The organism is Kitasatospora sp. NBC_01539 (genome assembly GCF_045040525.1).
Classification (GTDB): domain Bacteria; phylum Actinomycetota; class Actinomycetes; order Streptomycetales; family Streptomycetaceae; genus Kitasatospora.
In genome coordinates, this window is the sequence record NZ_CP109390.1 from 5,765,081 (window position 1) to 5,786,369 (window position 21,289).

Sequence of the window (21,289 nt, forward strand, 5' to 3'; positions counted from 1 at the left end):
GCCGCACCGTGTCCCAGCGCACTCTCGTCCTGCTCAAGCCCGACGCCGTCGAGCGCGGCCTGGCCGGCGAGATCATCAGCCGTATCGAGCGCAAGGCCAACTGGCGGCTCGCCGCCGTCGAACTGCGCACCTTCGACCGTGCCACGCTGGAGCAGCACTACGCCGAGCACGTCGGCCGGCCCTTCTACGAGCCGCTGCTGGAGTTCATGACCTCCGGCCCGTCGCTCGCCCTGATCGTCGAGGGCGAGAACGTCGTGCCCGGCATCCGCGCGCTGGCCGGTGCGACCGACCCGCTGCAGGCCGGCCCCGGCACCATCCGCGGCGACTTCGCCACGATCACCCGCGAGAACCTGATCCACGCCTCCGACTCGGCCGAGTCGGCCGAGCGCGAGATCAAGATCTTCTTCCCCGCCCACGTCTGACCCGCCCACGTCCGACCCGCCCACGTCCGACCAGGGCACGTCCGGCCCGCACACGTCCGACCAGGGCACCCGGATCCCCGCGCACGCCCCACCCCGCGCATGCCTGACGATCCGGTGTCGCACGCGGCGGACCCCCGGGCCGGGCCGGGTGCAACCCGGCCTGGCCCGACCAGGTGAGTTCCACGAAATCCTCACCGGAACGCGCAACCCGGACCGCCGACACGGCGTCCCAATCCCGTGAGTAGCACATCCTCCGTCTAAGAATGGCCAGCATGCCGTACCTCGCGGTCCGCGGTGAACAGGCCTGGCTACGATGGTCGCAACTCAAGGGCCCGGTACCGCTCCTCAGCTGATGTCAGCCCTGTCGTGGGCGCGCGCGATCGGCCCACCCCCCGCACATGCACACCGAGCTCGGGAAGGCACTGCACACCCCATGGCCAACAATCTGTCGTTCATCGGCCGTGACATGGCGATCGACCTCGGCACTGCCAACACGCTGGTGTACGTCAGGGGCAAGGGGATCGTCCTCAACGAACCTTCCGTCGTGGCGGTCAACACCAACACGGGCGGCATCCTCGCGGTCGGCGCCGAGGCGAAGAAGATGATCGGGCGCACCCCGGGCAACATCGTCGCCATCCGGCCCCTCAAGGACGGCGTCATCGCCGACTTCGAGATCACCGAGCGGATGCTCCGCTACTTCATCCTCAAGATCCACCGGCGCCGCTACCTCGCCCGCCCCCGGGTCGTCGTCTGCGTGCCCTCCGGCATCACGGGGGTCGAGCGCCGCGCCGTCATCGAGGCCAGCGCCCAGGCCGGTGCCCGCCAGGTGCACATCATCGAGGAGCCGATGGCCGCGGCGATCGGCGCCGGCCTGCCCGTCCACGAGCCCACCGGCAACATGGTGATCGACATCGGCGGCGGCACCACCGAGGTCGCCGTGATCTCCCTCGGAGGCATCGTCACCGCGCAGTCCCTGCGCGTCGCCGGCGACGAGCTGGACAACGCGATCGTCCAGCACATCAAGAAGGAGTACAGCCTCCTCCTGGGCGAGCGCAGCGCCGAGCAGATCAAGATGTCGATCGGCTCCGCCTTCGCGCTGGAGGGCGAGAAGGACGAGCACGCCGAGATCCGCGGCCGCGATCTCGTCAGCGGCCTGCCCAAGACCGTCGTGATCTCCGCGGCCGAGGTCCGCGAGGCCATCGACGAGCCGGTGAACTCGATCATCGACTCCGTCAAGACCACGCTCGACCAGTGCCCGCCGGAGCTCGCCGGCGACGTCATGGACCGCGGCATCGTGCTCACCGGCGGCGGCGCCCTGCTGCGCGGCCTCGACGAGCGGCTGCGCCGCGAGACGGGCATGCCCATCCACATCGCCGAGAACCCGCTCGACTCGGTGGCGCTCGGGGCGGGCAAGTGCGTCGAGGAGTTCGAGGCACTCCAGCAGGTGCTGGACGCCCAGCCGCGGCGCTGACCCACCACGTGCGGCGGCAGCCCGCCGCCGCACCACCGCGGCCCGGGCCCGCCGCACACGCGGCACCCGCGCGCCGCACCCATCCAACTGAACAACCGGTACCAGGGAACGAAGGGGCGCTCCAGCACCGTGAGGGACACTCGAGAGAGCCGACTACTGCTCATCCTGCTGGTCGCGGTCGCCTTCGCCCTGATCACCGTCGACATCAAGGGCGGCGAGGACTCGCCGCTCGGCGGGGTCCGCCGGGTGGCGGCCGAGGCCCTCGGCCCGGTCGAGCGTGCCGCCTCCGGCGTGGTCGACCCGGTCGCCGGCACCGTCCGCGCCGTCCGCGACGCCTCGACGCACCAGCAGCGCCTCGACCAGATCACCAAGGAGAACACCGAGCTGCGCCAGTGGCTCGCCTCCTCCGACACCGCCGCCGGCCGCACCAAGCAGCTCGACGACCTGCTCGGCACCGCCGGCAAGGGCGGTTACACCATCAAGGCCGCCCAGGTCATCGCGTTCGGCGCCGCCCAGGGCTTCTCCTGGACGATCACCATCGACGCCGGCAGCGACGACGGCCTCACCCGCGACATGACCGTCATCAACGGCCAGGGCATGGTCGGCCGGGTCACCACGGTCGCCCCGACCACCGCCACGGTGCTGCTCGCCTCCGACCCCGGCTTCACCGCGGGCACCCGGATGGAGGGCAGCGACGAGATCGGCTTCGCCGCCGGCCAGGGCACCGCGCCGATGAAGGTGCAGCTGCTCAACGGCAAGGCCCAGGTCAAGACCGGCGACCGGGTCGTCTCCTTCGGCTCCCGCAGCGGACGCCCGTTCGTGCCCGGCGTGCCCATCGGCCGCGTCGTCGAGGTCCAGGCGACGCCCGGGCAGCTCACCAAGACCGTCCTCGTCGAGCCGTACGTGCAGTTCACCCGGCTCGACCTGGTCGGCGTCGTCGTGGTGCCGCCGCGCAGCGACCCGCGCGACGAGGTGCTGCCGCCGAAGCCCACCGCCGCGGCGAACGCCCCCGCCGCCGCCCCGGCGCAGCCGTCCACCACGTCCGCCACACCTGCCGGGGGGAACTGACCGTGCGTGTGAACCGCATCCTGCTCTCCGCCGTCCTGCTGCTGCTCGGCCTGGTCGTCCAGGTCAGCGTGCTCGGCCGGCTCCAGTTGCCGGGAGCCACCCCGGACCTCCTCATGCTCGTCGTCGTCGGCCTCGCGCTCGTCTACGGCCCCGCCGGCGGCTGCCTGGCCGGCTTCGCCGCGGGCCTGCTCGCCGACCTCGCCCCGCCGTCCGACCACGCCGTCGGCCGGTTCGCCCTCGTGCTCTGCCTCGTCGGCTACGCCGCCGGGCTCCTCCGCCCCGAGGGCGGGCGGCAGCGGTCCGCGGTCAGCGCCCTGCTGGTCGTGGCCTGCGCCGCCGTCGTCTCCACCGGGCTGTACGCCTCCGTGGGTGCCCTCGTCGGCGACACGGCGGCCCGTCACGTCGGGCTCGGCGGGCTCGTGTTCAGCGCCCTGCTGTACGACGTCCTGCTGGCCCCCTTCGTGGTGCCCGCGGTGATGTTCCTCGCCAGGCGCTTCGAGCGCGGCGCGGGCAGTACCGAGACGGAGGACCCGGGCGGCTCCGGGCTCGGCAGCCTCGCCCGCTACAAGACCACCCGGGAGTCCTCGCCGATGCCGGCCGGCCCGCGCAAGCGCCGCGTCCTCGGCCTCGCCCGCCGCCCCTGAGGCGCCGGCCCCACCTCCCGACACCGCAGACCTCCGAGGAGGAGTCCCCCCAGTGAGCAACATCCCGGAGACCGGACGCACCCAACGGGTGACGATCCGTCTCGTGGTGCTGCAGATCCTGGTGCTGTCGCTGCTCGCCACCCTCGGCGGGCGGCTCTGGTACCTGCAGATCCGCACGGGCAGCCAGTACGCCGCGCAGGCGCAGGGCAACCACATCCGGGAGGTCGTGGAGCCCGCCGTGCGCGGCGAGATCCTCGACGCCTCCGGCCGGGTGCTCGCCGGCAACGAGACCAAGCTCGTCGTCTCCGTCAGCCGCACCTCCCTGCTCCAGCAGAAGGACCGCGGCAAGGCCGTGCTCGGCCGCCTCGCCGAGGTGCTCGGACTTCCCGCCAAGGACGTCCAGGCCAAGGTGCGGCTGTGCGACGCCAAGACGCCCAAGCCCTGCTGGAACGGCTCGCCCTACCAGCCGATCCCGGTCACGCAGCAGGCCACCACGCAGCAGGCCATGCAGATCATGGAGCGCCGCGAGGACTTCCCCGGCGTCACCGCCCAGCCCACGGCCGTCCGCCGCTACACCGGCGCCGAGGGCGCCAGCGCCGCCCAGGTGCTCGGCTACCTCTCGCCGGTCACCGACGACGAGGTCACCAAGAGCGCCGACCTGGAGGGCCGCGAACGCCGCCTGCCGTCCGACCAGATCGGCCGGGCCGGCCTCGAATCCGTCTACGACGACGACCTGCGCGGCACCACCGGCGTCGACCGGCTGGAGGTCGACAACCTCGGACGGGTCATCGGCAGCGCCGGCACCACCCCCGCCCAGCCCGGCAACAACCTCGTCACCAGCATCGACGCCAAGGTCCAGAAGGTCGTCGAGGACCAGCTCGCGCGCGCCATGACCGACGCCCGCAAGGTCTACGACAAGGAGACCCACAAGAACTACGAGGCCGACTCGGGTGCCGCGGTCGTCATGGACGTCCACACCGGCCGGATCGTCGCCATGGCCAGCGCCCCGACCTTCGACCCCAACCTGTGGGTCGGCGGGATCTCCGCGGGCGACTACCAGGCGCTCACCGACAAGGACTCCAACTACCCGCTGATCAACCGGGCGATCCAGGGGCTCTCCGCGCCCGGCTCGACCTTCAAGGTCATCTCCACCACCGCCGCCGTCCAGGCCGGCTACTCGCTCGACGGCCACTACCCCTGCCCGCCGAGCATGACCATCGGCGGCCGCGTCTTCAACAACTTCGAGGGCGAGAGCTTCGGCGACATCTCCCTGGAGAAGGCGCTGGAGATCTCCTGCGACACCGTCTTCTACCACCTCTCCTACGACCAGTGGCTGAAGGACGGCGGCATCAAGCCGAAGAACCCGGCCGACTGGTTCACCAAGACCGCCCACCAGTACGGCCTCGGCGCCAAGACCGGCGTCGACCTCCCGAGCGAGGTCGCCGGCCGGGTGCCCGACCGGCAGTGGAAGCAGGCCTTCTACGACGCCAACAAGACCTCCTGGTGCGAGCAGGCCGCGAAGGGCGGCAAGGAGTACGCCGACCTCATCGCCCGCGAGAACTGCCAGGACGGCAACGTCATGCGCGCCGGTGACGCCGTCAACTTCGCCATCGGCCAGGGCGACACCCTCGTCACCCCGCTCCAGATGGCCCGCATCTACTCCGCCCTCGCCAACGGCGGCACGCTCTACCGCCCCAGCGTCGGCAAGGCGATCATGAGCCCGGACGGCAAGCTCGTCCGCGACATCGCCCCGCACGAGGACGGCAAGATCCCCGCCCAGGGCAAGCTGCTGCAGTACATCGACCAGGCCACCGCCGGCGTCGTCGTCAGCGGCACCGCCGCCTGGAAGTTCACCGGCGCGGGCTGGCCCCAGAACAAGATCCAGCTGCACGCCAAGACCGGCACCGCCGAGGTCAACGGCAAGCAGACCACCTCGTGGCTCACGACCTACAGCGACGACTACGCGGTCGTGATGACGATAAGCCAGGGCGGCACCGGCTCCGGAGGCTCCGGCGACTCGGTGCGACGCATCTACCAGGCGCTCTACGGCGTCGACGACAAGGGCAACGTCGACGGGGGCAAGGCCCTGCTGCCCAAGCCGCAGGCCGAGCTCCCCAAGTTCAACCCCGACGGCACCGCCATCCTCCAGGCCGCGTACTCCGGCACCCGCGCCTTCCTCGACCCCACCCCCGCCACCGGCGGCGCAGGCGGCACCACCACCCTGGCCCTCGCCGCCCTGGAACCCGCCCGCACCCCCGGAAGGAGCCGCGGATGACCTCCTACGGCTCGTACCGCAACGTGCGGCTCGCCCCGCCCCGCGGCTCGATCTCCCGGGTCCTCGCGAAGGACGCGCCGCTGCGCCGGATGGACTGGATCATGGTCCTGGCCGCGCTGGCGCTCTCCCTCGGGAGTTCCCTGCTCGTCTGGTCCGCCACCCGGGGCCGCGACGCCCTCACCCACGGCGACCCGCAGTACTTCCTCTACCGCCACCTCACCAACACCCTCATCGGCGTCGCCCTGTGCGCCGTCACCGTCGCCATAGGGACACGCCGGCTGCGCACGGCCGTGCCGTTCGTCTACATCGGCGTCCTGCTGCTGCTCGTCGCCACCCTCACGCCGCTCGGCTCGACCATCAACGGCGCGCACTCCTGGATCCAGTTCGGCGGCGGCTTCTCGCTGCAGCCCGCCGAGTTCGCCAAGCTCTCCATCGTGATGGGCATGGCCGTCGTGCTCTCCGCCCGCGTCGACGCGGGGGAGCGGGAGTTCCCCTCCTCGCGCAGCGTGATCCAGGCGCTCGCCATCGCCGCCCTCCCGATGGCCGTCATCATGCTGATGCCCGACCTCGGCTCGGTCATGGTGATGGGCGTCATCATCATGGGCATCCTGCTCGCCTCCGGCGCCGCCCGGCGCTGGGTCTTCGGCCTCATCGCGGCCGGCGGCGCCGGAGCACTCCTGGTGTGGAAGCTCGGCGTCCTGAGCAAGTACCAGATCGACCGCTTCGCCGCCTTCGCCAACCCCACCCTCGACCCCGGCGGCGTCGGCTACAACACCGCGCAGGCCCGCATCGCCATCGGCTCCGGCGGACTCACCGGCATGGGCCTGTTCCACGGCTTCCAGACCACCGGCCAGTTCGTCCCCGAGCAGCAGACCGACTTCGTCTTCAGCGTCGCCGGCGAGGAGCTCGGGTTCGTCGGCGGCATCGCCCTCCTCGCCCTGCTCGGCGTCGTGCTCTGGCGCGGCTGCAGGATCGCCCGGCAGGCCACCGACCTCTACGGCACCGTGCTGGCCGCCGGCGTCATCACCTGGTTCGCCTTCCAGGCCTTCGAGAACATCGGCATGAACCTCGGCATCATGCCCGTCGCGGGCATCCCGCTGCCGTTCGTCTCCTACGGCGGCTCCTCGATGTTCGCCGTCTGGATCGGCATAGGGCTCCTGCAGTCCGTCCGCTCCCAGCGGCCGATAGGGATCTGACCAGCGGTCCCCGCCCCGCACGACCCGCCCGCCCCGCCCGTCCGGACCCGTTCCGGACGGGCGGCGGCGTTCGGGCGAGAAATCGCACCGGCCGGTTCGGCTACCCTTGAGGATCACCCCGTCCACGTCTCAAAGGGCTCACCGCATGCCAGTCGAATCGGTCTTCCCACGCCTGGAGGCCCTCCTCCCGCACGTCCAGAAGCCGATCCAGTACGTCGGCGGCGAGCTCAACTCGACCGTCAAGGACTGGGACGCCTGCGACGTGCGCTGGGCCCTGATGTACCCCGACGCCTACGAGGTCGGCCTGCCCAACCAGGGCGTCATGATCCTCTACGAGGTGCTGAACGAGCGCGAGGGCGTCCTCGCCGAGCGCACCTACAGCGTCTGGCCCGACCTCGAAGCGCTCATGCGCGAGCACGCCGTGCCGCAGTTCACCGTCGACGGCCACCGGCCGGTCAAGTCCTTCGACGTGTTCGGCCTGTCGTTCTCCACCGAGCTCGGCTACACCAACATGCTGACCGCGCTCGACCTCGCCGGCATCCCGATGGAGTCGAAGGACCGCACCCTCGACGACCCGATCGTGCTCGCCGGCGGCCACGCCGCGTTCAACCCCGAGCCCGTCGCGGACTTCCTGGACTGCGCCGTCGTCGGCGACGGCGAGCAGGCCGTCCTCGACATGACGGAGATCATCCGCGCCTGGAAGGCCGAAGGACGCCCCGGCGGCCGCGACGAGGTGCTGCTGCGCCTCGCCCGGACCGGCGGCTTCTACGTGCCGCGCTTCTACGACGTCGAGTACCTGCCGGACGGCCGCATCGCCCGCGTGGTGCCCAACCGCCCCGGCGTGCCGTGGCGGGTCAGCAAGCACACCGTCATGGACCTCGACGAGTGGCCCTACCCGAAGCAGCCCCTCGTGCCGCTCGCCGAGACGGTGCACGAGCGCATGTCCGTGGAGATCTTCCGCGGCTGCACCCGCGGCTGCCGCTTCTGCCAGGCCGGCATGATCACGCGCCCCGTGCGGGAGCGAAGCATCACCGGCATCGGCGAGATGGTCGAGCGCGGCCTCAAGGCCACCGGCTTCGAGGAGGTCGGCCTGCTGTCGCTCTCCTCCGCCGACCACTCGGAGATCGCCGACATCACCAAGGGCCTCGCCGACCGCTACGCCGAGGACAAGGTCGGCCTGTCGCTGCCCTCGACCCGCGTCGACGCGTTCAACATCGACCTGGCCAACGAGCTCTCGCGCAACGGCCGCCGCTCCGGCCTCACCTTCGCCCCCGAGGGCGGCAGCGAGCGCATCCGCAAGGTCATCAACAAGATGGTGTCCGAAGAGGACCTCATCAACACCGTCGCCACCGCCTACGGCAACGGCTGGCGCCAGGTGAAGCTGTACTTCATGTGCGGCCTGCCGACCGAGACCGACGACGACGTGCTCCAGATCGGCACCATGGCGAAGAACGTCATCGCCAAGGGCCGCGAGGTCACCGGCACCAACGACATCCGCTGCACCGTCTCCATCGGCGGATTCGTGCCCAAGCCGCACACCCCGTTCCAGTGGGCGCCGCAGCTCTCCGCCGAGGACACCGACGCACGCCTCACCAAGCTGCGCGACTCGATCCGCAACGACCGCAAGTTCGGCAAGAACATCGGCTTCCGCTACCACGACGGCAAGCCCGGCATCATCGAGGGCCTGCTCTCCCGCGGCGACCGCCGGATCGGCGCCGTCATCCGCGCGGCCTACGAGGACGGCGGCCGCTTCGACGGCTGGCGCGAGCACTTCTCGTACGACCGCTGGATCGCCAGCGCGGAGAAGGGCCTCGCCGGCACCGGCGTCGACGTCGACTGGTACACCACCCGCGAGCGCACCTACGAGGAGGTGCTGCCCTGGGACCACCTGGACAGCGGCCTCGACAAGGACTGGCTCTGGGAGGACTGGCAGGACGCCCTGGAGGAGGTCGAGGTCGAGGACTGCCGCTGGACCCCGTGCTTCGACTGCGGCGTCTGCCCGCAGATGGACACCCACATCCAGGTCGGCCCGACCGGACAGAAGCTGCTGCCGCTGAGCGTGGTCAAGCCCTAGCACCGTCACGCAACCTCCAGGCCCTCCCCGGCGTGTTCGCCGGGGAGGGCCGCTGCGTGACGAGGAGACCGATGGAGAAGGAACGACCCGCCGAGGGCTGCCTGGTGGCCTGCATCCGGGTGCCCGCACGGATCTTCGCGCTGCTCGTGGTGGTGCCGCTGCGCTTCGCGGGGGAACTGCTGCTCGTCGTGCTGCGCCCGCTGGGCGCGGCCCTGCTGTGGTGCCTGCGGGTGCTGGTGGTCGTGCCGGCCGGGTGGGTCTGCCGCCGGGTGCTGGTGCCCCTCGTACGGGCCCTGGTGGCGGCCGTGCGGGCCGTGGGCGTGGCGCTGACCCTCCTGGGCCGGGTGCTGGTCGTGGAGCCCGCGGTGTGGGCGTACCGGTGGATCCTGGCGCCGCTCGGCCGGGTGCTGGTACTCCTGCCGCTGCTCTGGCTGGGGGAGTGGGTGCTGAGCCCGTTCGGGCGCGCGCTGCTGTGGTGTCTGCGGGTGCTGGGTGCGGCGCTGGCCTGGTGCTGGCGGGTGCTGGTGGTGGCGCCGCTGCTCTGGCTGGCGAGGTGGGTGCTGCGCCCGCTGGGTGCGGCGCTGCTGTGGTGTCTGCGGGTGCTGGGTGCGGCGCTGGCGTGGTGCTGGCGGGTGGTGCTGTACCCGGTGCTCCGGGAGACCGGGCGGGCGATCGTCCGGGCGTGGCGGATCGGCGGACGGCTCTGGCGGTTCCTCGTGGTCCGGCCGTGCCGCTGGGTGCGGCGCGAGGTGTGGTGGCCGGTGAAGGTGGAGATCCAGGGCGTGGTGCGCGAGGTGCGGCGGGTCCTTCTGGGGTGACCCGGTCGGGGCGGCGGGCCCGGGCGCGTACCCTTGTCCTGACAGACACCCGGCCGCCCGCGGCCGGACGGGACACCGACATAAGGACTGAGCAGCCCTGGCACGCCGCACGCCCGACGGTCCGCCGCCCGCGCCGACGGTGCAGCGCATCCGTCTCCGCTACACCAAGCGCGGCCGTCTGCGCTTCACCAGCCACCGGGACTTCCAGCGGGCGTTCGAGCGCGCGCTCCGCCGTTCGGCCGTCCCCATGGCGTACTCGGCCGGCTTCACGCCGCACCCCAAGGTCAGCTACGCCAACGCCGCACCGACCGGGGTCGCCAGCGAGGCGGAGTACCTGGAGATCGGTCTCACCGAGGTGCTGGACCCGGAGGCGCTCCGTGCCCGGCTGGACGCCTCCCTGCCGCCCGGCCTGGACGTCATCGACGCCGTCGAGGTGCGCACCGCCCACTTCGTCGAGCGCCTGGAGGCCTCCGAGTGGCAGCTCCGGCTGGTCGGTGTCGAGCCCGCCGAGGCGGCCCGTGCGGTGGCCGAGTTCCTTGCGGCGGAGCAGGTCGAGGTGAAGCGTCTGACCAAGAACGGTATGCGGGTGTTCGACGCCCGTGGGGCCGTGGCGGCGCTCGCCGTCCTCCCGCCGCAGGTCGGCGATGGTAACGACACTGCCACAGACAGTGCCGACGATGTTCGTCAGGGCGCAGCCTGTGCGATACTGCGGCTGGTAGTACGACACGCCACACCCGCCGTACGACCCGACGACGTTTTGTCCGGTCTCCGTGCAACGGCCGACCTGGCGCCGCCGGTCCCCGCTGAGGTGACCAGGCTGGCGCAGGGGCCGCTCGACGAGGAGTCCGGCACGGTGACCGACCCGCTGGCGCTCGATCGCGCTGCGGCCCCGGCAGGCCTCTGACGGCCGCAGGGCCGTACGCCTTCGCCGACCGCCGAGCGGGCAGGGAACCAGGGCCCGCCACCGGGCCGTGGCTCCACAGGTCCCCGCGGCTTCCCAGGGGAGCGAGCGTCGTCGTACGCAGACGGGCCCCGAGGCCCGGCCTTGACAACAGAGAACAACTGGTCAGACCAGAAGACTTTCGACATCCCGCACCGTGCGGGACGCCGAGCGAGACTACGAGCTCCTGTGCGGCCTCGCGTCCGCACGGCGGCACCGTGGGAGTTGGCCCGCCATTTCCGTGGCCGACCGTGACCCAGGTGTCGAGCCGTGCCCGGATGCGGAGCCCGGGGGCCTGACGGGAGATCCACCCGCATGCTCGAGAACACCGAACCGCAGTCTGCTGCGGAACCGGCCGACAACCCCGCCGAAGGCGGTTCCGCCGCCCCGCCGCGCCGCCGGCGCCGCGCGGTGTCCCGCCCGGCCGGCGCACCCCAGGGTGCCGCCGCCGAGAGCGCGGAGACCGTCGTCCCGGCCGACGCACCCGCCGAGGAGGCGCCCGCCGCTGCGGCCGCCGAGGCCGAGGCGCCCGCCGAGAAGCCCGTCCGGGCCCGGCGGACCCGCAAGCGCGTCGAGGCCCCGGCCGGTGCGCCGGATGCCACACCGATCGTCGTGACCGAGGCCGAGGCCCCGGTCGGGGAGGCGCCCGCCGCTGCGGCCGCCGAGGCCGAGGCGCCCGCCGAGAAGCCCGTCCGGGCCCGCCGGGCCCGCAAGCGTGCCGAGGCCCCGGCCGGTGCACCCGCCGCGGAGGCCGAGACCCCCGTCGAGGCGCCCGTCGTCGCGGTCGAGCCCGCCCCCGCCGCCGAGGCAGTCGAGACCGCCGAGGCCGTCGCGGAGGAGCCGGCCGCCCCGGCCCGCCGTGCCCGCCGCCGCCGCGTCGTCGAGCAGGCCCCCGTGGTGCCCGAGCCGGTCGCCGAGGAGGCCGAGGAGGAGCCCGAGGCCGTCGCCGAGGAGCCGAAGGCCGTCCCGGCCGAGGCCGCGCCGCCGGCGCCCGCCGCCGAGCCGGAGCCCACGCAGCGGGTCCGCCGCCGTGCGGTCCGCCCGTCCACCGCGATCTTCCAGGCGCCGGTCTTCCAGGAGCCCGCGCCCTACACCGCGCCCGCCGCGGCCGCTGCCGCCGCACCGGCGGTGAAGCCGGCAGAGAAGGCGGCGGAGAAGGCGGCGGAGAAGGCGGCCCCGGCCGCCGCCCCCTCCTCGTCCGGGACGGAGGAGGAGTTCGAGTACAGCGGTGTCGGCCGCCGCCGCCGGGTCCGTACGCCCGTCCGGGTCCAGACGCCCGCCCGGACCCGCCAGCAGCCGGCCCGTGCCGCGGCCGAGCCCGCCGCCGCACCCGCCCCCGTCGCCGCACCCGCCCCGGTCGCCGCCCCCGCTCCCGTGGCCCGCCCGCAGGAGCCCGTCGCGGTGCAGGAGCCGGTCGAGGCCCCCGAGAGCGGCCCCGAGCAGGAGGGCGACTGGGAGGACGACCGTCCGTCCCGCCGCCGCCGCCGGGGCGGCCGTCGCCGCCGCCGCGGGGAGTCCGAGGAGCCGGAGGCCGTCGAGGCTGCGGGCGCCGAGCAGCCGCAGGCCGAGGACGAGGGCGCTGACGAGGAGCCGGAGGACGACGAGGACGACCTCGCCGCCGGCCTGTCCTCCTCGCGCCGCCGCCGGCGTCGCCGTCGCCGTGGTGGCGAGGGCGGCTCCGAGCCGGCCGAGAGCACCGAGGACGGCGTCCGCACGGTCGTGAAGGTGCGCGAGCCGCGCCGCCGCTCCACCGAGCCGTCGTTCGACCCGGACGAGGTGCAGTCCATCAAGGGCTCCACCCGTCTGGAGGCCAAGAAGCAGCGCCGCCGTGAGGGCCGCGAGCTGGGCCGCCGCCGGGTACCGATCATCACCGAGGCCGAGTTCCTGGCCCGCCGCGAGTCGGTCGAGCGCGTCATGGTCGTCCGTCAGAACGGCGAGCGCACCCAGATCGGCGTCCTGGAGGACGGCGTGCTCGTCGAGCACTACGTCAACAAGGAGCAGGCGACCTCGTACGTCGGCAACGTGTACCTGGGCAAGGTGCAGAACGTGCTGCCGTCGATGGAGGCCGCGTTCGTCGACATCGGCAAGGGCCGCAACGCGGTGCTGTACGCCGGTGAGGTCAACTTCGGCGCGCTCGGCGGCCACGGCGGCCCGCGCCGGATCGAGTCGGTCCTCAAGTCGGGCCAGTCCGTGCTGGTGCAGGTCTCCAAGGACCCGATCGGCCACAAGGGCGCCCGCCTGACCAGCCAGATCTCGCTGCCCGGCCGCTACCTGGTCTACGTGCCCGAGGGCTCGATGACCGGCATCAGCCGCAAGCTGCCCGAGAACGAGCGGGCCCGCCTCAAGCAGATCCTCAAGAAGATCGTCCCGGACGACGCGGGCGTCATCGTGCGCACCGCCGCCGAGGGCGCCAGCGAGGACGAGCTGACCCGGGACGTCCAGCGGCTGCAGCAGCAGTGGGAGGACATCCAGAAGAGGGTCGCCACCGGCAACGCCCCGGTGCTGCTCTACGGCGAGCCGGACATGACCGTCCGGGTCGTCCGCGACATCTTCAACGAGGACTTCACCAAGGTCATCGTCAGCGGCTCCGACGCGTGGAACACCATCCACGACTACGTCTCCCACGTGGCCCCCGACCTCACCGAGCGGCTCCAGAAGTGGACCTCGGACGTCGACGTGTTCGCCACGTACCGCATCGACGAGCAGCTCATGAAGGCGCTGGACCGCAAGGTCTGGCTGCCGAGCGGCGGTTCGCTGGTCATCGACCGCACCGAGGCGATGATCGTGGTCGACGTCAACACCGGCAAGTTCGTCGGCCAGGGCGGCAACCTCGAGGAGACCGTCACCCGCAACAACATCGAGGCGGCCGAGGAGATCGTCCGCCAGCTGCGGCTGCGCGACCTCGGCGGCATCATCGTGATCGACTTCATCGACATGGTGCTGGAGTCCAACCGCGACCTCGTGCTGCGCCGCCTGCTGGAGTGCCTGGGCCGCGACCGCACCAAGCACCAGGTGGCCGAGGTCACCTCGCTCGGTCTGGTGCAGATGACCCGCAAGCGGGTCGGCCAGGGCCTGCTGGAGTCGTTCTCCGAGTCGTGCGTGCACTGCAACGGGCGCGGCGTCATCGTGCACATGGACCAGCCGCACAGCCACGGCGGCGGCGGTGGCGGCACCCCCGCCTCCGGCGAGCCGACCGGCAGCAGCAAGCGCCGCCGGCGCGGCAAGGGCGGTTCCCAGAGCGAGGCCCAGATCGAGATCCTCTCCGAGGACGAGCACCCGGAGGAGCCGGAGACGGCCGAGGAGGAGCTGGAGTTCGTCGAGACGGCCACCCCGGCCGCCGAGGCCACCCCGGTCGTCGAGGCCGTCGAGCCGGAGGCCGTCGTGCAGGCCGAGCCCGCTGCGGCCGCCGTCGTGGAGGCCGCCGAGGCCGCCACCGCGCCGTCCGCCGCCGCGCCCGTCGCGGGCCGTCCGCGCCGCCGTGCGGTGCGCAAGGCGACCGCGCCGAGCGGGGCGCCCGCCGAGGCCGAGATCGTCGTGCTGCGCGCCCGTGCCGAGGCGGCCATGGAGGCGGCGCTGACGGCCGCCGAGGTGGCCCCCGAGCCGGTGGCGGAGCCCGCCGCCGAGGAGGCCCCGCAGACCGAGGTAGCCGAGGCCGCCGTGACCGTGTCCGAGGAGGCCGCCCCCGAGGAAGCCGCCGCGGAGGCGCCGGTGTCCGGGGACGAGGCGGAGGCCGAGGCCGAGGCGCCCGCGCCGAAGAAGCGGGCCCCCCGCAAGGCCGCCGCCAAGAAGACCACCGTCGCCAAGAAGACGACGGCGGCGGCGAAGAAGACCACCGCCCGCAAGACCGCCACCAAGCGGACGAGCGCGGCGGCCAAGAAGGCCGCGGCCGCCGAAGGTGACGGCGCCGCCGAGTAACGCCCCGGGGCCCGGGACGGCACGCGCCGCCCCGGGCCCGGTCGGTCCGGTTTGCCCCCAGGGGCGCCGGTCCGTATTCTTGACCCTCGGCGTGTTGACGCCACTGCTCCCGAGCATCTCACCTCCCGAATCGCGGCCCGCAAGCCCGGATCGGGGGAGGCTCCTGTGTCCGTACCCAGGTAGCTGGCATCGGTGAGCTCCGACCGAGTACAGAAAGCAGGTACCGCATGTACGCGATCGTTCGCGCAGGCGGCCGCCAGCACAAGGTCGCCGTCGGCGACGTGCTGGAGATTGACCGCATCGAGGCCAAGCCGGGTGACTCGGTCGAGCTGTCGACCATCCTGGTCGTCGACGGTGACGCCGTCACCTCCGACCCGTGGGTGCTCGGCGGCGTGAAGGCGCACGCCGAGGTGGTCGAGGAGACCAAGGGCGAGAAGATCGTCATCCTCCGCTACAAGAACAAGACGGGTTACCGCCGTCGTCAGGGTCACCGCCAGAAGTACACCGCGGTGCGCATCACGAGCATCGACTCCGTCAGCAAGTAAGGGGATAGCGAGATGGCACACAAGAAGGGCGCAAGCTCTACCCGGAACGGCCGCGACTCGAACGCCCAGCGCCTCGGCGTGAAGCGCTTCGGCGGCCAGGTCGTCAGCGCCGGCGAGATCATCGTCCGCCAGCGCGGCACCCACTTCCACCCGGGTGCCAACGTCGGCCGTGGCGGCGACGACACCCTGTTCGCGCTCAGCGCCGGTGCCGTGCAGTTCGGCAACCGTCGCGGCCGCAAGGTCGTCAACATCGTGGCCGTCGAGGCCTGAGTCTCCTGACCTTGCGTCAAGACTCACTGTGAAGGGTGGGCCGGGATGATCCGGTCCACCCTTCCTGTTTTACCTGCAGGACCATACTTTCTTCGCACTGGAGGCACATCCCATGACCACCTTCGTGGACCGCGTCGAGCTGTACGTCGCCGCGGGTAACGGGGGCCACGGCTGCGCCTCCGTGCACCGGGAGAAGTTCAAGCCGCTCGGCGGACCCGACGGCGGCAACGGCGGTGAGGGCGGCAGCGTCACCCTCGTCGTCGACGCCCAGGTCACCACCCTGCTGGAGTACCACCACTCGCCCAAGCGCAAGGCCACCAACGGCAAGCCGGGCGCGGGCGGTCACCGCACCGGCGCCGACGGCCACAACCTCGTCCTGCCCGTGCCGGACGGCACCGTGGTGCTCGACAAGCAGGGCAACGTGCTCGCCGACCTGGTCGGCCACGGCACCACCTTCGTCGCCGCCGCCGGCGGCCGCGGCGGCCTCGGCAACTCCGCGCTCGCCTCGGCCCGCCGCAAGGCGCCCGGCTTCGCCCTGCTCGGCGAGCCCGGCGAGGCCCGCGACATCGTGATGGAACTCAAGTCCGTCGCCGACGTCGCCCTGGTCGGCTACCCGAGCGCCGGCAAGTCGTCGCTCATCTCGGTGCTCTCGGCCGCCAAGCCGAAGATCGCCGACTACCCCTTCACCACCCTGATCCCCAACCTGGGCGTCGTCACCGCCGGCGAGACCGTCTACACCATCGCCGACGTGCCCGGCCTCATCCCCGGCGCCAGCCAGGGCAAGGGCCTCGGCCTGGAGTTCCTGCGCCACGTCGAGCGCTGCGAGGTGCTGGTGCACGTCCTCGACTGCGCCACCCTGGAGCCCGGCCGCGACCCGCTCACCGACCTGGAGACCATCGAGGCCGAGCTGTCGCAGTACGGCGGCCTGGAGAACCGGCCCCGCCTCGTCGCGCTCAACAAGGTCGACGTGCCGGACGGCCAGGACATCGCCGACCTCACCCGCACCTCCCTGGAGGAGCGCGGCTACCGCGTCTTCGAGGTCTCCGCGCTCGCCCACAAGGGCCTCCGCGAACTGAGCTACGCCCTCGCTCAGATCGTCTCCGAGGCACGCGCCGCGAAGCCCCTGGAGGAGTCGACCCGCATCGTGCTCCGCCCGACCGCGGTCGACGACGCCGGCTTCACCGTCACCGAGGAGGACGGCGCCTACCGCATCCGCGGCATCAAGCCGGAGCGCTGGGTCCGCCAGACCGACTTCGCCAACGACGAGGCCGTCGGCTACCTCGCGGACCGGCTCGCCCGCCTCGGCATCGAGCAGCAGCTGTGGAAGGTCGGCGCCAAGGAGGGCGACACCGTCATCATCGGCCCCGAGGACAACGCCGTCGTCTTCGACTGGGAGCCGACCATGGCGTCCGGCGCCGAGATGCTCGGCCGCCGCGGCGAGGACCACCGCTTCGAGACGCAGCGGCCCGCCGTCGACCGCCGCCGCGACCGCCAGCGCGGCCGCGACGTCGCGGACGAGGAGTACCGCGCGTTCGAGGCGCTCTCCTCAGGCCGCCCCGCCATCGACGGCGACGACGGCGACGGCGACGAGGAGTACTAGGGCGTGCCCTAGCCGCCGCTGCGCCGGACCCCGGCCCGCCCCGGCCCCTACCTCTCCGGCGACCACCGGGCGGGACGGGGACCGCCGCGCCCCGGTCACGACGTCCGCCAGCTGATATCCCGACGGGCCCGCCGCTCGGATCGCGTAGATTGCGGTCGAGCGGCGGGCTCGATCCATGACACCGGAGGGCACTGATGACGGATCAGACACTGCGGCAGGACGTCCTCGCCGCGCGGCGGATCGTCGTCAAGGTCGGATCGTCGTCCCTGACCACCGCCGCCGGGGGCCTGGACGCCGACCGGGTCGACGCGCTCGTCGACGCGATCGCCAAGGTGCGCGCCCGCCCCGACGCCCCCGACGTGGTGCTCGTCTCCTCCGGCGCCATCGCGGCGGGCCTGTCCCCGCTCGGCCTGGACAAGCGCCCCAAGGACCTCGCCCGGCAGCAGGCCGCCGCCAGCGTCGGCCAGGGCCTGCTCGTCGCCCGCTACACGGCCTCCTTCGCCCGGTACGGCATCCGGGTCGGCCAGGTGCTGCTCACCGCCGAGGACGCCAGCCGCCGCGCGCACTACCGCAACGCCTACCGCACCCTCGACCAGCTCCTCGCCATGGGCGCCATGCCGGTCGTCAACGAGAACGACACCGTGGCCACCGCCGAAATCAGGTTCGGGGACAACGACCGGCTGGCCGCGCTCGTCGCCCACCTCGTCCGGGCCGACCTGCTGCTCCTGCTGTCGGACGTCGACGGCCTGTACGACGGCGACCCGGCGAAGCCCGGCACCAGCCGGATCGAGACCGTGCGCGGCCCGCACGACCTCGACGGCATCGAGATCGGCAGCGTCGGCAAGGCCGGTGTCGGCACCGGCGGCATGGTCACGAAGGTCGAGGCCGCCCGGATCGCCACCGGCGCCGGCATCCCGGTCGTCCTGACCGCCTCCAGCCACGCCGCCGACGCCCTCGCGGGCCGGCCCACCGGCACGCTCTTCCAGCGGACCGGCAGCCGCTCCGCGGACCGGCTGCTCTGGCTGGAGCACGCCTCCACCCCGCGCGGTGCCCTGCACCTGGACGCCGGGGCGGTCGACGCGGTGGTGCACGGCGGCAAGTCCCTGCTGCCCGCCGGGGTGACCAAGGCGGAAGGCGACTTCACCGCGGGTGATCCCGTCGACCTTCTTGGCGAAAACGGCCACATCGTGGCCCGCGGACTGGTCAACTTTGATGCGAGGGAGCTGCCCCGTCTGCTCGGCCGGTCCACGCGGGAGCTGGCCCGGGAGCTCGGTGCCGCGTACGAGCGCGAGGTCGTCCACCGCGACGACCTGGTCGTCCTGCGCGGCTGACGGGGCCCCGGGCACCGGCAGGGCGGCCGGTGCCGGAGCAGCAGCACGTCGCCGAACAGGAGGCTGCCGATGGCAAGCAGGCGCCCGGGAACACTGCCCGGCGAGACGCCCGAACGCAGGCTCACCAGCATCTCCGGGGGCCGCGCGGGGGACGACCGGCCCGACGGGCCGCCACCCGCCGTGACCGAGCTGAGGCCGCGGCCGGACGCCGGTGAACGGGCCGGTGAACGGGTCGAGGAGCAGGCCAGGCTGTGGCACGTCGTGCTGTCGGTGGCCGGCCGGACCACCCCGCTCACCGAACTCAGGTCCGGGCTGGAGCAGTTGGCGCACGACCACTCGTTCTTCCTGACGGCGCGCTACGCAGCGGACCACGCCGAGATCCGCTACTGGGAGCAGGCCCGCGACCTGCACGACGCCGCCGCGGTCGCGCTCCGGTTGTGGGGCGAGCACAAGGCGTCCGCGAACTTACCGCCGTGGGAGATCGTCGGCCTGGAGGTCGTCGACCGGGCGACGTACCACCAGCGGATGGCCGAGGGCTTCGGCGACCCGCCGCCGCAGCTCGGCGGGGTGCACCCGTACTAGGCCGGGTGCCCGTGCGGTCCGCGGACGCACGGGCACCCGGCCCGTCTCAGCGGGCGAAAAGGGGGCCGGGCGGGGTGCGCCGACTCGCTACCCTTCAGGCATGACCAGCGACCTCGCCACCACCGACAGCCCCGTCCTCGCCGTCGCGCGCCGCGCCCGTGAGGCGGCCGCCGTGCTCGCCCCGGTGCCGCGCAGCGCCAAGGACGCGGCGCTGCTGGCCATCGCGGACGCCCTGGTCGCCCGGAGCGCGGAGATCACCGCGGCCAACGCGGAGGACGTCGACCGGGCCCGCGCGGCGGGCACCGCGGAGTCGGTGATCGACCGGCTCAGCCTCACCGACGAGCGCATCGCGGCGATCGCCGCCGACGTGCGGTCCGTGGTCGGCCTGCCCGACCCCGTCGGCGAGGTGGTGCGCGGTTACACGCTGCCCAACGGCCTGGACGTCCGGCAGGTGCGGGTGCCGCTCGGCGTGGTCGGCATCATCTACGAGGCCCGTCCCAACGTGACGGTCGACGCGGCGGCGCTCTGCCTGAAGTCCGGCAACGCGGTGCTGCTGCGCGGCTCCGCCTCCGCGTACCGCTCCAACACGGCGCTGGTCGCCGTGCTGCGCGACGCGGTGGAGGCCGCGGGGCTGCCCGCCGACGCGGTGCAGCTGGTGCCGGGCGAGAGCCGGGAGTCGGTGCAGGAGCTGATGCGCGCCCGCGGCTACGTGGACGTGCTCATCCCGCGCGGCGGGGCGTCGCTCATCCGGACGGTCGTCGAAGGTTCCACCGTGCCGGTGATCGAGACCGGCACCGGCAACTGCCACGTCTACGTCGACGCGCAGGCCGACCTGGCGATGGCGGTCGGCATCCTGCTCAACTCCAAGGCGCAGCGTGTGAGCGTCTGCAACTCGGCGGAGACCCTGCTCGTCCACCAGGACATCGCGGACGACTTCCTGCCGCTCGCCCTGGAGGCGCTGGCCGCCGCCGGCGTGACCGTGCACGGCGACGACGCGGTGCTGAAGGCCGCCGAGGGCACCGCGGCCACCGTCGTGCCGGCGACCGACGAGGACTGGGCGGCCGAGTACCTGTCGTACGACATCGCGGCGGCCGTGGTGCCGTCGCTGGACGGTGCGGTCGCGCACATCCGCCGATGGTCCTCGGGTCACACCGAGGCGATCGTGACGGCCTCGCAGGCCGCGGCGCGCCGCTTCACCCAGCTGGTCGACTCGACCACGGTGGCCGTCAACGCCTCGACCCGGTTCACCGACGGGGGTGAGTTCGGCTTCGGCGCGGAGATCGGCATCTCCACCCAGAAGCTGCACGCCCGCGGGCCGATGGGCCTGCCCGAGCTGACCTCCACCAAGTACATCGTCACTGGTGACGGCCACGTGCGAGGCGAGGCCACCCAGACCGTGGGGTCCTGACGGGGCCGCCGGTCACCGCGGGTGGGCGGGGCAGATGCGAGGAGCCACAGACAAAAGGGCCGCCCGGTAATACGCTGAATCCCGTGGCTGAGGATGTGGGGGGCTCACCGAACCCCGACGGCTCCGACCACGGTGGTGCGGACGACGAGTTCGCCACCGTGGTGTTCGACGAGGCTTTCGTCCGCTCTGCGGCCGTGCACGAGCCGAGCGCCCTGGAGCGGCAGCTCGCCGCGGCCGAGGCGCGGTTCGAGCCCGAGACCGCGGGACCGGCCCGGCCCTACGACCTGGCGGTCCCGGAGATGACGGGCACCGGCGACGTCCTGCCGCTGGAGCTGCGTCCGCACCCGGGGGGCCTGGACGACGACCACCACTACCCCGACCCGTGGTCCGGCACCGACCGGGTGCGTCGCCGTGCCCGCTGGGCGCGGACGCCCCGCTGGGATCCGCTCGGCTACGACGGCCGGTACGTGGCGCAGCAGCGCTGGCACCGGCCGGTCGCCTGGGTGCTCGCCGTGGTGATGGGCGTCGGTCTGGTGGCCGTGGCCGTGGCGGCGATCTACCGGGGTGCCGGCGGCGTGGGGGAGTCCCCGCACCGGCCCGAGGTGGGCTCCAGCAGCACGCCGGGGGTGCCTTCGGTGTCGCCGCTGCCCACGGCGGTGGCGCTGGTGGGCGGCTGACCGGGTCCGCGGGGGCGGCGCGGTTCGCGTGGTCCGTCCGGGCCGTGCCGGGT

At 73.0% G+C, this 21,289-nt stretch carries 17 protein-coding genes; all 17 read left to right on the forward strand.

Annotated elements, in window-relative coordinates:
• Window positions 1–8: 8 nt before the first annotated feature.
• The 17 genes from ndk to OG335_RS25015 all read left to right on the forward strand — a co-directional run bounded on the left by ndk (window position 9) and on the right by OG335_RS25015 (window position 21,236).
• Window positions 9–422, forward strand: a complete 414-nt coding sequence (gene ndk / locus OG335_RS24935; RefSeq protein ID WP_405013337.1) for a nucleoside-diphosphate kinase — start codon at window positions 9–11, stop codon at window positions 420–422.
• A 445-nt stretch (window positions 423–867) separates the two neighbouring features.
• A complete protein-coding gene (locus OG335_RS24940) occupies window positions 868–1,893 on the forward strand; it encodes a rod shape-determining protein (protein ID WP_405015518.1) in 1,026 nt (341 codons plus the stop codon).
• 129 nt (window positions 1,894–2,022) lie between these two features.
• The gene (mreC, locus tag OG335_RS24945; RefSeq protein WP_405013338.1) at window positions 2,023–2,961 is read left to right on the forward strand and encodes a rod shape-determining protein MreC; all 939 of its coding nucleotides are present in this window, start codon (window positions 2,023–2,025) and stop codon (window positions 2,959–2,961) included.
• 2 nt (window positions 2,962–2,963) lie between these two features.
• A complete protein-coding gene (gene mreD / locus OG335_RS24950) occupies window positions 2,964–3,605 on the forward strand; it encodes a rod shape-determining protein MreD (protein WP_405013339.1) in 642 nt (213 codons plus the stop codon).
• Between the two features lie 52 nt (window positions 3,606–3,657).
• A complete protein-coding gene (gene mrdA / locus OG335_RS24955; protein ID WP_405013340.1) occupies window positions 3,658–5,880 on the forward strand; it encodes a penicillin-binding protein 2 in 2,223 nt (740 codons plus the stop codon).
• The gene (rodA, locus tag OG335_RS24960; protein ID WP_405013341.1) at window positions 5,877–7,076 is read left to right on the forward strand and encodes a rod shape-determining protein RodA; all 1,200 of its coding nucleotides are present in this window, start codon (window positions 5,877–5,879) and stop codon (window positions 7,074–7,076) included. The genes mrdA and rodA overlap by 4 nt, the downstream gene beginning before the upstream one ends.
• Window positions 7,077–7,221: 145 nt before the next feature.
• Window positions 7,222–9,150, forward strand: a complete 1,929-nt coding sequence (locus OG335_RS24965; RefSeq protein ID WP_405013342.1) for a TIGR03960 family B12-binding radical SAM protein — start codon at window positions 7,222–7,224, stop codon at window positions 9,148–9,150.
• A gap of 71 nt (window positions 9,151–9,221) precedes the next feature.
• Entirely contained in the window at window positions 9,222–9,968 is a 747-nt protein-coding gene (locus tag OG335_RS24970; RefSeq protein ID WP_405013343.1) for a hypothetical protein, read from the forward strand.
• A 139-nt stretch (window positions 9,969–10,107) separates the two neighbouring features.
• Window positions 10,108–10,872 carry a TIGR03936 family radical SAM-associated protein gene (locus OG335_RS24975; protein WP_405013344.1) on the forward strand — a complete coding sequence of 255 codons (765 nt, stop codon included), beginning with the start codon at window positions 10,108–10,110 and terminating at the stop codon, window positions 10,870–10,872.
• A 351-nt stretch (window positions 10,873–11,223) separates the two neighbouring features.
• Window positions 11,224–14,823, forward strand: a complete 3,600-nt coding sequence (locus OG335_RS24980; RefSeq protein ID WP_405013345.1) for an Rne/Rng family ribonuclease — start codon at window positions 11,224–11,226, stop codon at window positions 14,821–14,823.
• A 227-nt stretch (window positions 14,824–15,050) separates the two neighbouring features.
• Window positions 15,051–15,368: a 50S ribosomal protein L21 gene (gene rplU / locus OG335_RS24985; RefSeq protein WP_405013346.1), complete on the forward strand. Its 318-nt coding sequence runs from the start codon at window positions 15,051–15,053 to the stop codon at window positions 15,366–15,368.
• Window positions 15,369–15,380: 12 nt separating this feature from the next.
• Window positions 15,381–15,638 carry a 50S ribosomal protein L27 gene (gene rpmA / locus OG335_RS24990; RefSeq protein ID WP_345705909.1) on the forward strand — a complete coding sequence of 86 codons (258 nt, stop codon included), beginning with the start codon at window positions 15,381–15,383 and terminating at the stop codon, window positions 15,636–15,638.
• Between the two features lie 112 nt (window positions 15,639–15,750).
• Window positions 15,751–17,238: a GTPase ObgE gene (gene obgE / locus OG335_RS24995; RefSeq protein WP_405013347.1), complete on the forward strand. Its 1,488-nt coding sequence runs from the start codon at window positions 15,751–15,753 to the stop codon at window positions 17,236–17,238.
• A 194-nt stretch (window positions 17,239–17,432) separates the two neighbouring features.
• A complete protein-coding gene (gene proB, locus OG335_RS25000; RefSeq protein ID WP_405013348.1) occupies window positions 17,433–18,569 on the forward strand; it encodes a glutamate 5-kinase in 1,137 nt (378 codons plus the stop codon).
• Between the two features lie 69 nt (window positions 18,570–18,638).
• Window positions 18,639–19,151, forward strand: a complete 513-nt coding sequence (locus OG335_RS25005; protein WP_405013349.1) for a hypothetical protein — start codon at window positions 18,639–18,641, stop codon at window positions 19,149–19,151.
• A 100-nt stretch (window positions 19,152–19,251) separates the two neighbouring features.
• Window positions 19,252–20,559 carry a glutamate-5-semialdehyde dehydrogenase gene (locus OG335_RS25010; protein ID WP_405013350.1) on the forward strand — a complete coding sequence of 436 codons (1,308 nt, stop codon included), beginning with the start codon at window positions 19,252–19,254 and terminating at the stop codon, window positions 20,557–20,559.
• 83 nt (window positions 20,560–20,642) lie between these two features.
• Window positions 20,643–21,236: a hypothetical protein gene (locus OG335_RS25015; RefSeq protein ID WP_405013351.1), complete on the forward strand. Its 594-nt coding sequence runs from the start codon at window positions 20,643–20,645 to the stop codon at window positions 21,234–21,236.
• Window positions 21,237–21,289: the final 53 nt, after the last annotated feature.

Excerpts from the sequence above, each read along its gene's own strand:
- rodA (WP_405013341.1), top strand. The coding sequence starts at position 5,877 with ATGACCTCCTACGGCTCGTACCGCAACGTGCGGCTCGCCCCGCCCCGC.
- OG335_RS24965 (WP_405013342.1), top strand. The coding sequence starts at position 7,222 with ATGCCAGTCGAATCGGTCTTCCCACGCCTGGAGGCCCTCCTCCCGCAC.
- OG335_RS24970 (WP_405013343.1), top strand. The coding sequence starts at position 9,222 with ATGGAGAAGGAACGACCCGCCGAGGGCTGCCTGGTGGCCTGCATCCGG.
- OG335_RS24980 (WP_405013345.1), top strand. The coding sequence starts at position 11,224 with ATGCTCGAGAACACCGAACCGCAGTCTGCTGCGGAACCGGCCGACAAC.
- rplU (WP_405013346.1), top strand. The coding sequence starts at position 15,051 with ATGTACGCGATCGTTCGCGCAGGCGGCCGCCAGCACAAGGTCGCCGTC.
- rpmA (WP_345705909.1), top strand. The coding sequence starts at position 15,381 with ATGGCACACAAGAAGGGCGCAAGCTCTACCCGGAACGGCCGCGACTCG.
- obgE (WP_405013347.1), top strand. The coding sequence starts at position 15,751 with ATGACCACCTTCGTGGACCGCGTCGAGCTGTACGTCGCCGCGGGTAAC.
- proB (WP_405013348.1), top strand. The coding sequence starts at position 17,433 with ATGACGGATCAGACACTGCGGCAGGACGTCCTCGCCGCGCGGCGGATC.
- OG335_RS25005 (WP_405013349.1), top strand. The coding sequence starts at position 18,639 with ATGGCAAGCAGGCGCCCGGGAACACTGCCCGGCGAGACGCCCGAACGC.
- OG335_RS25010 (WP_405013350.1), top strand. The coding sequence starts at position 19,252 with ATGACCAGCGACCTCGCCACCACCGACAGCCCCGTCCTCGCCGTCGCG.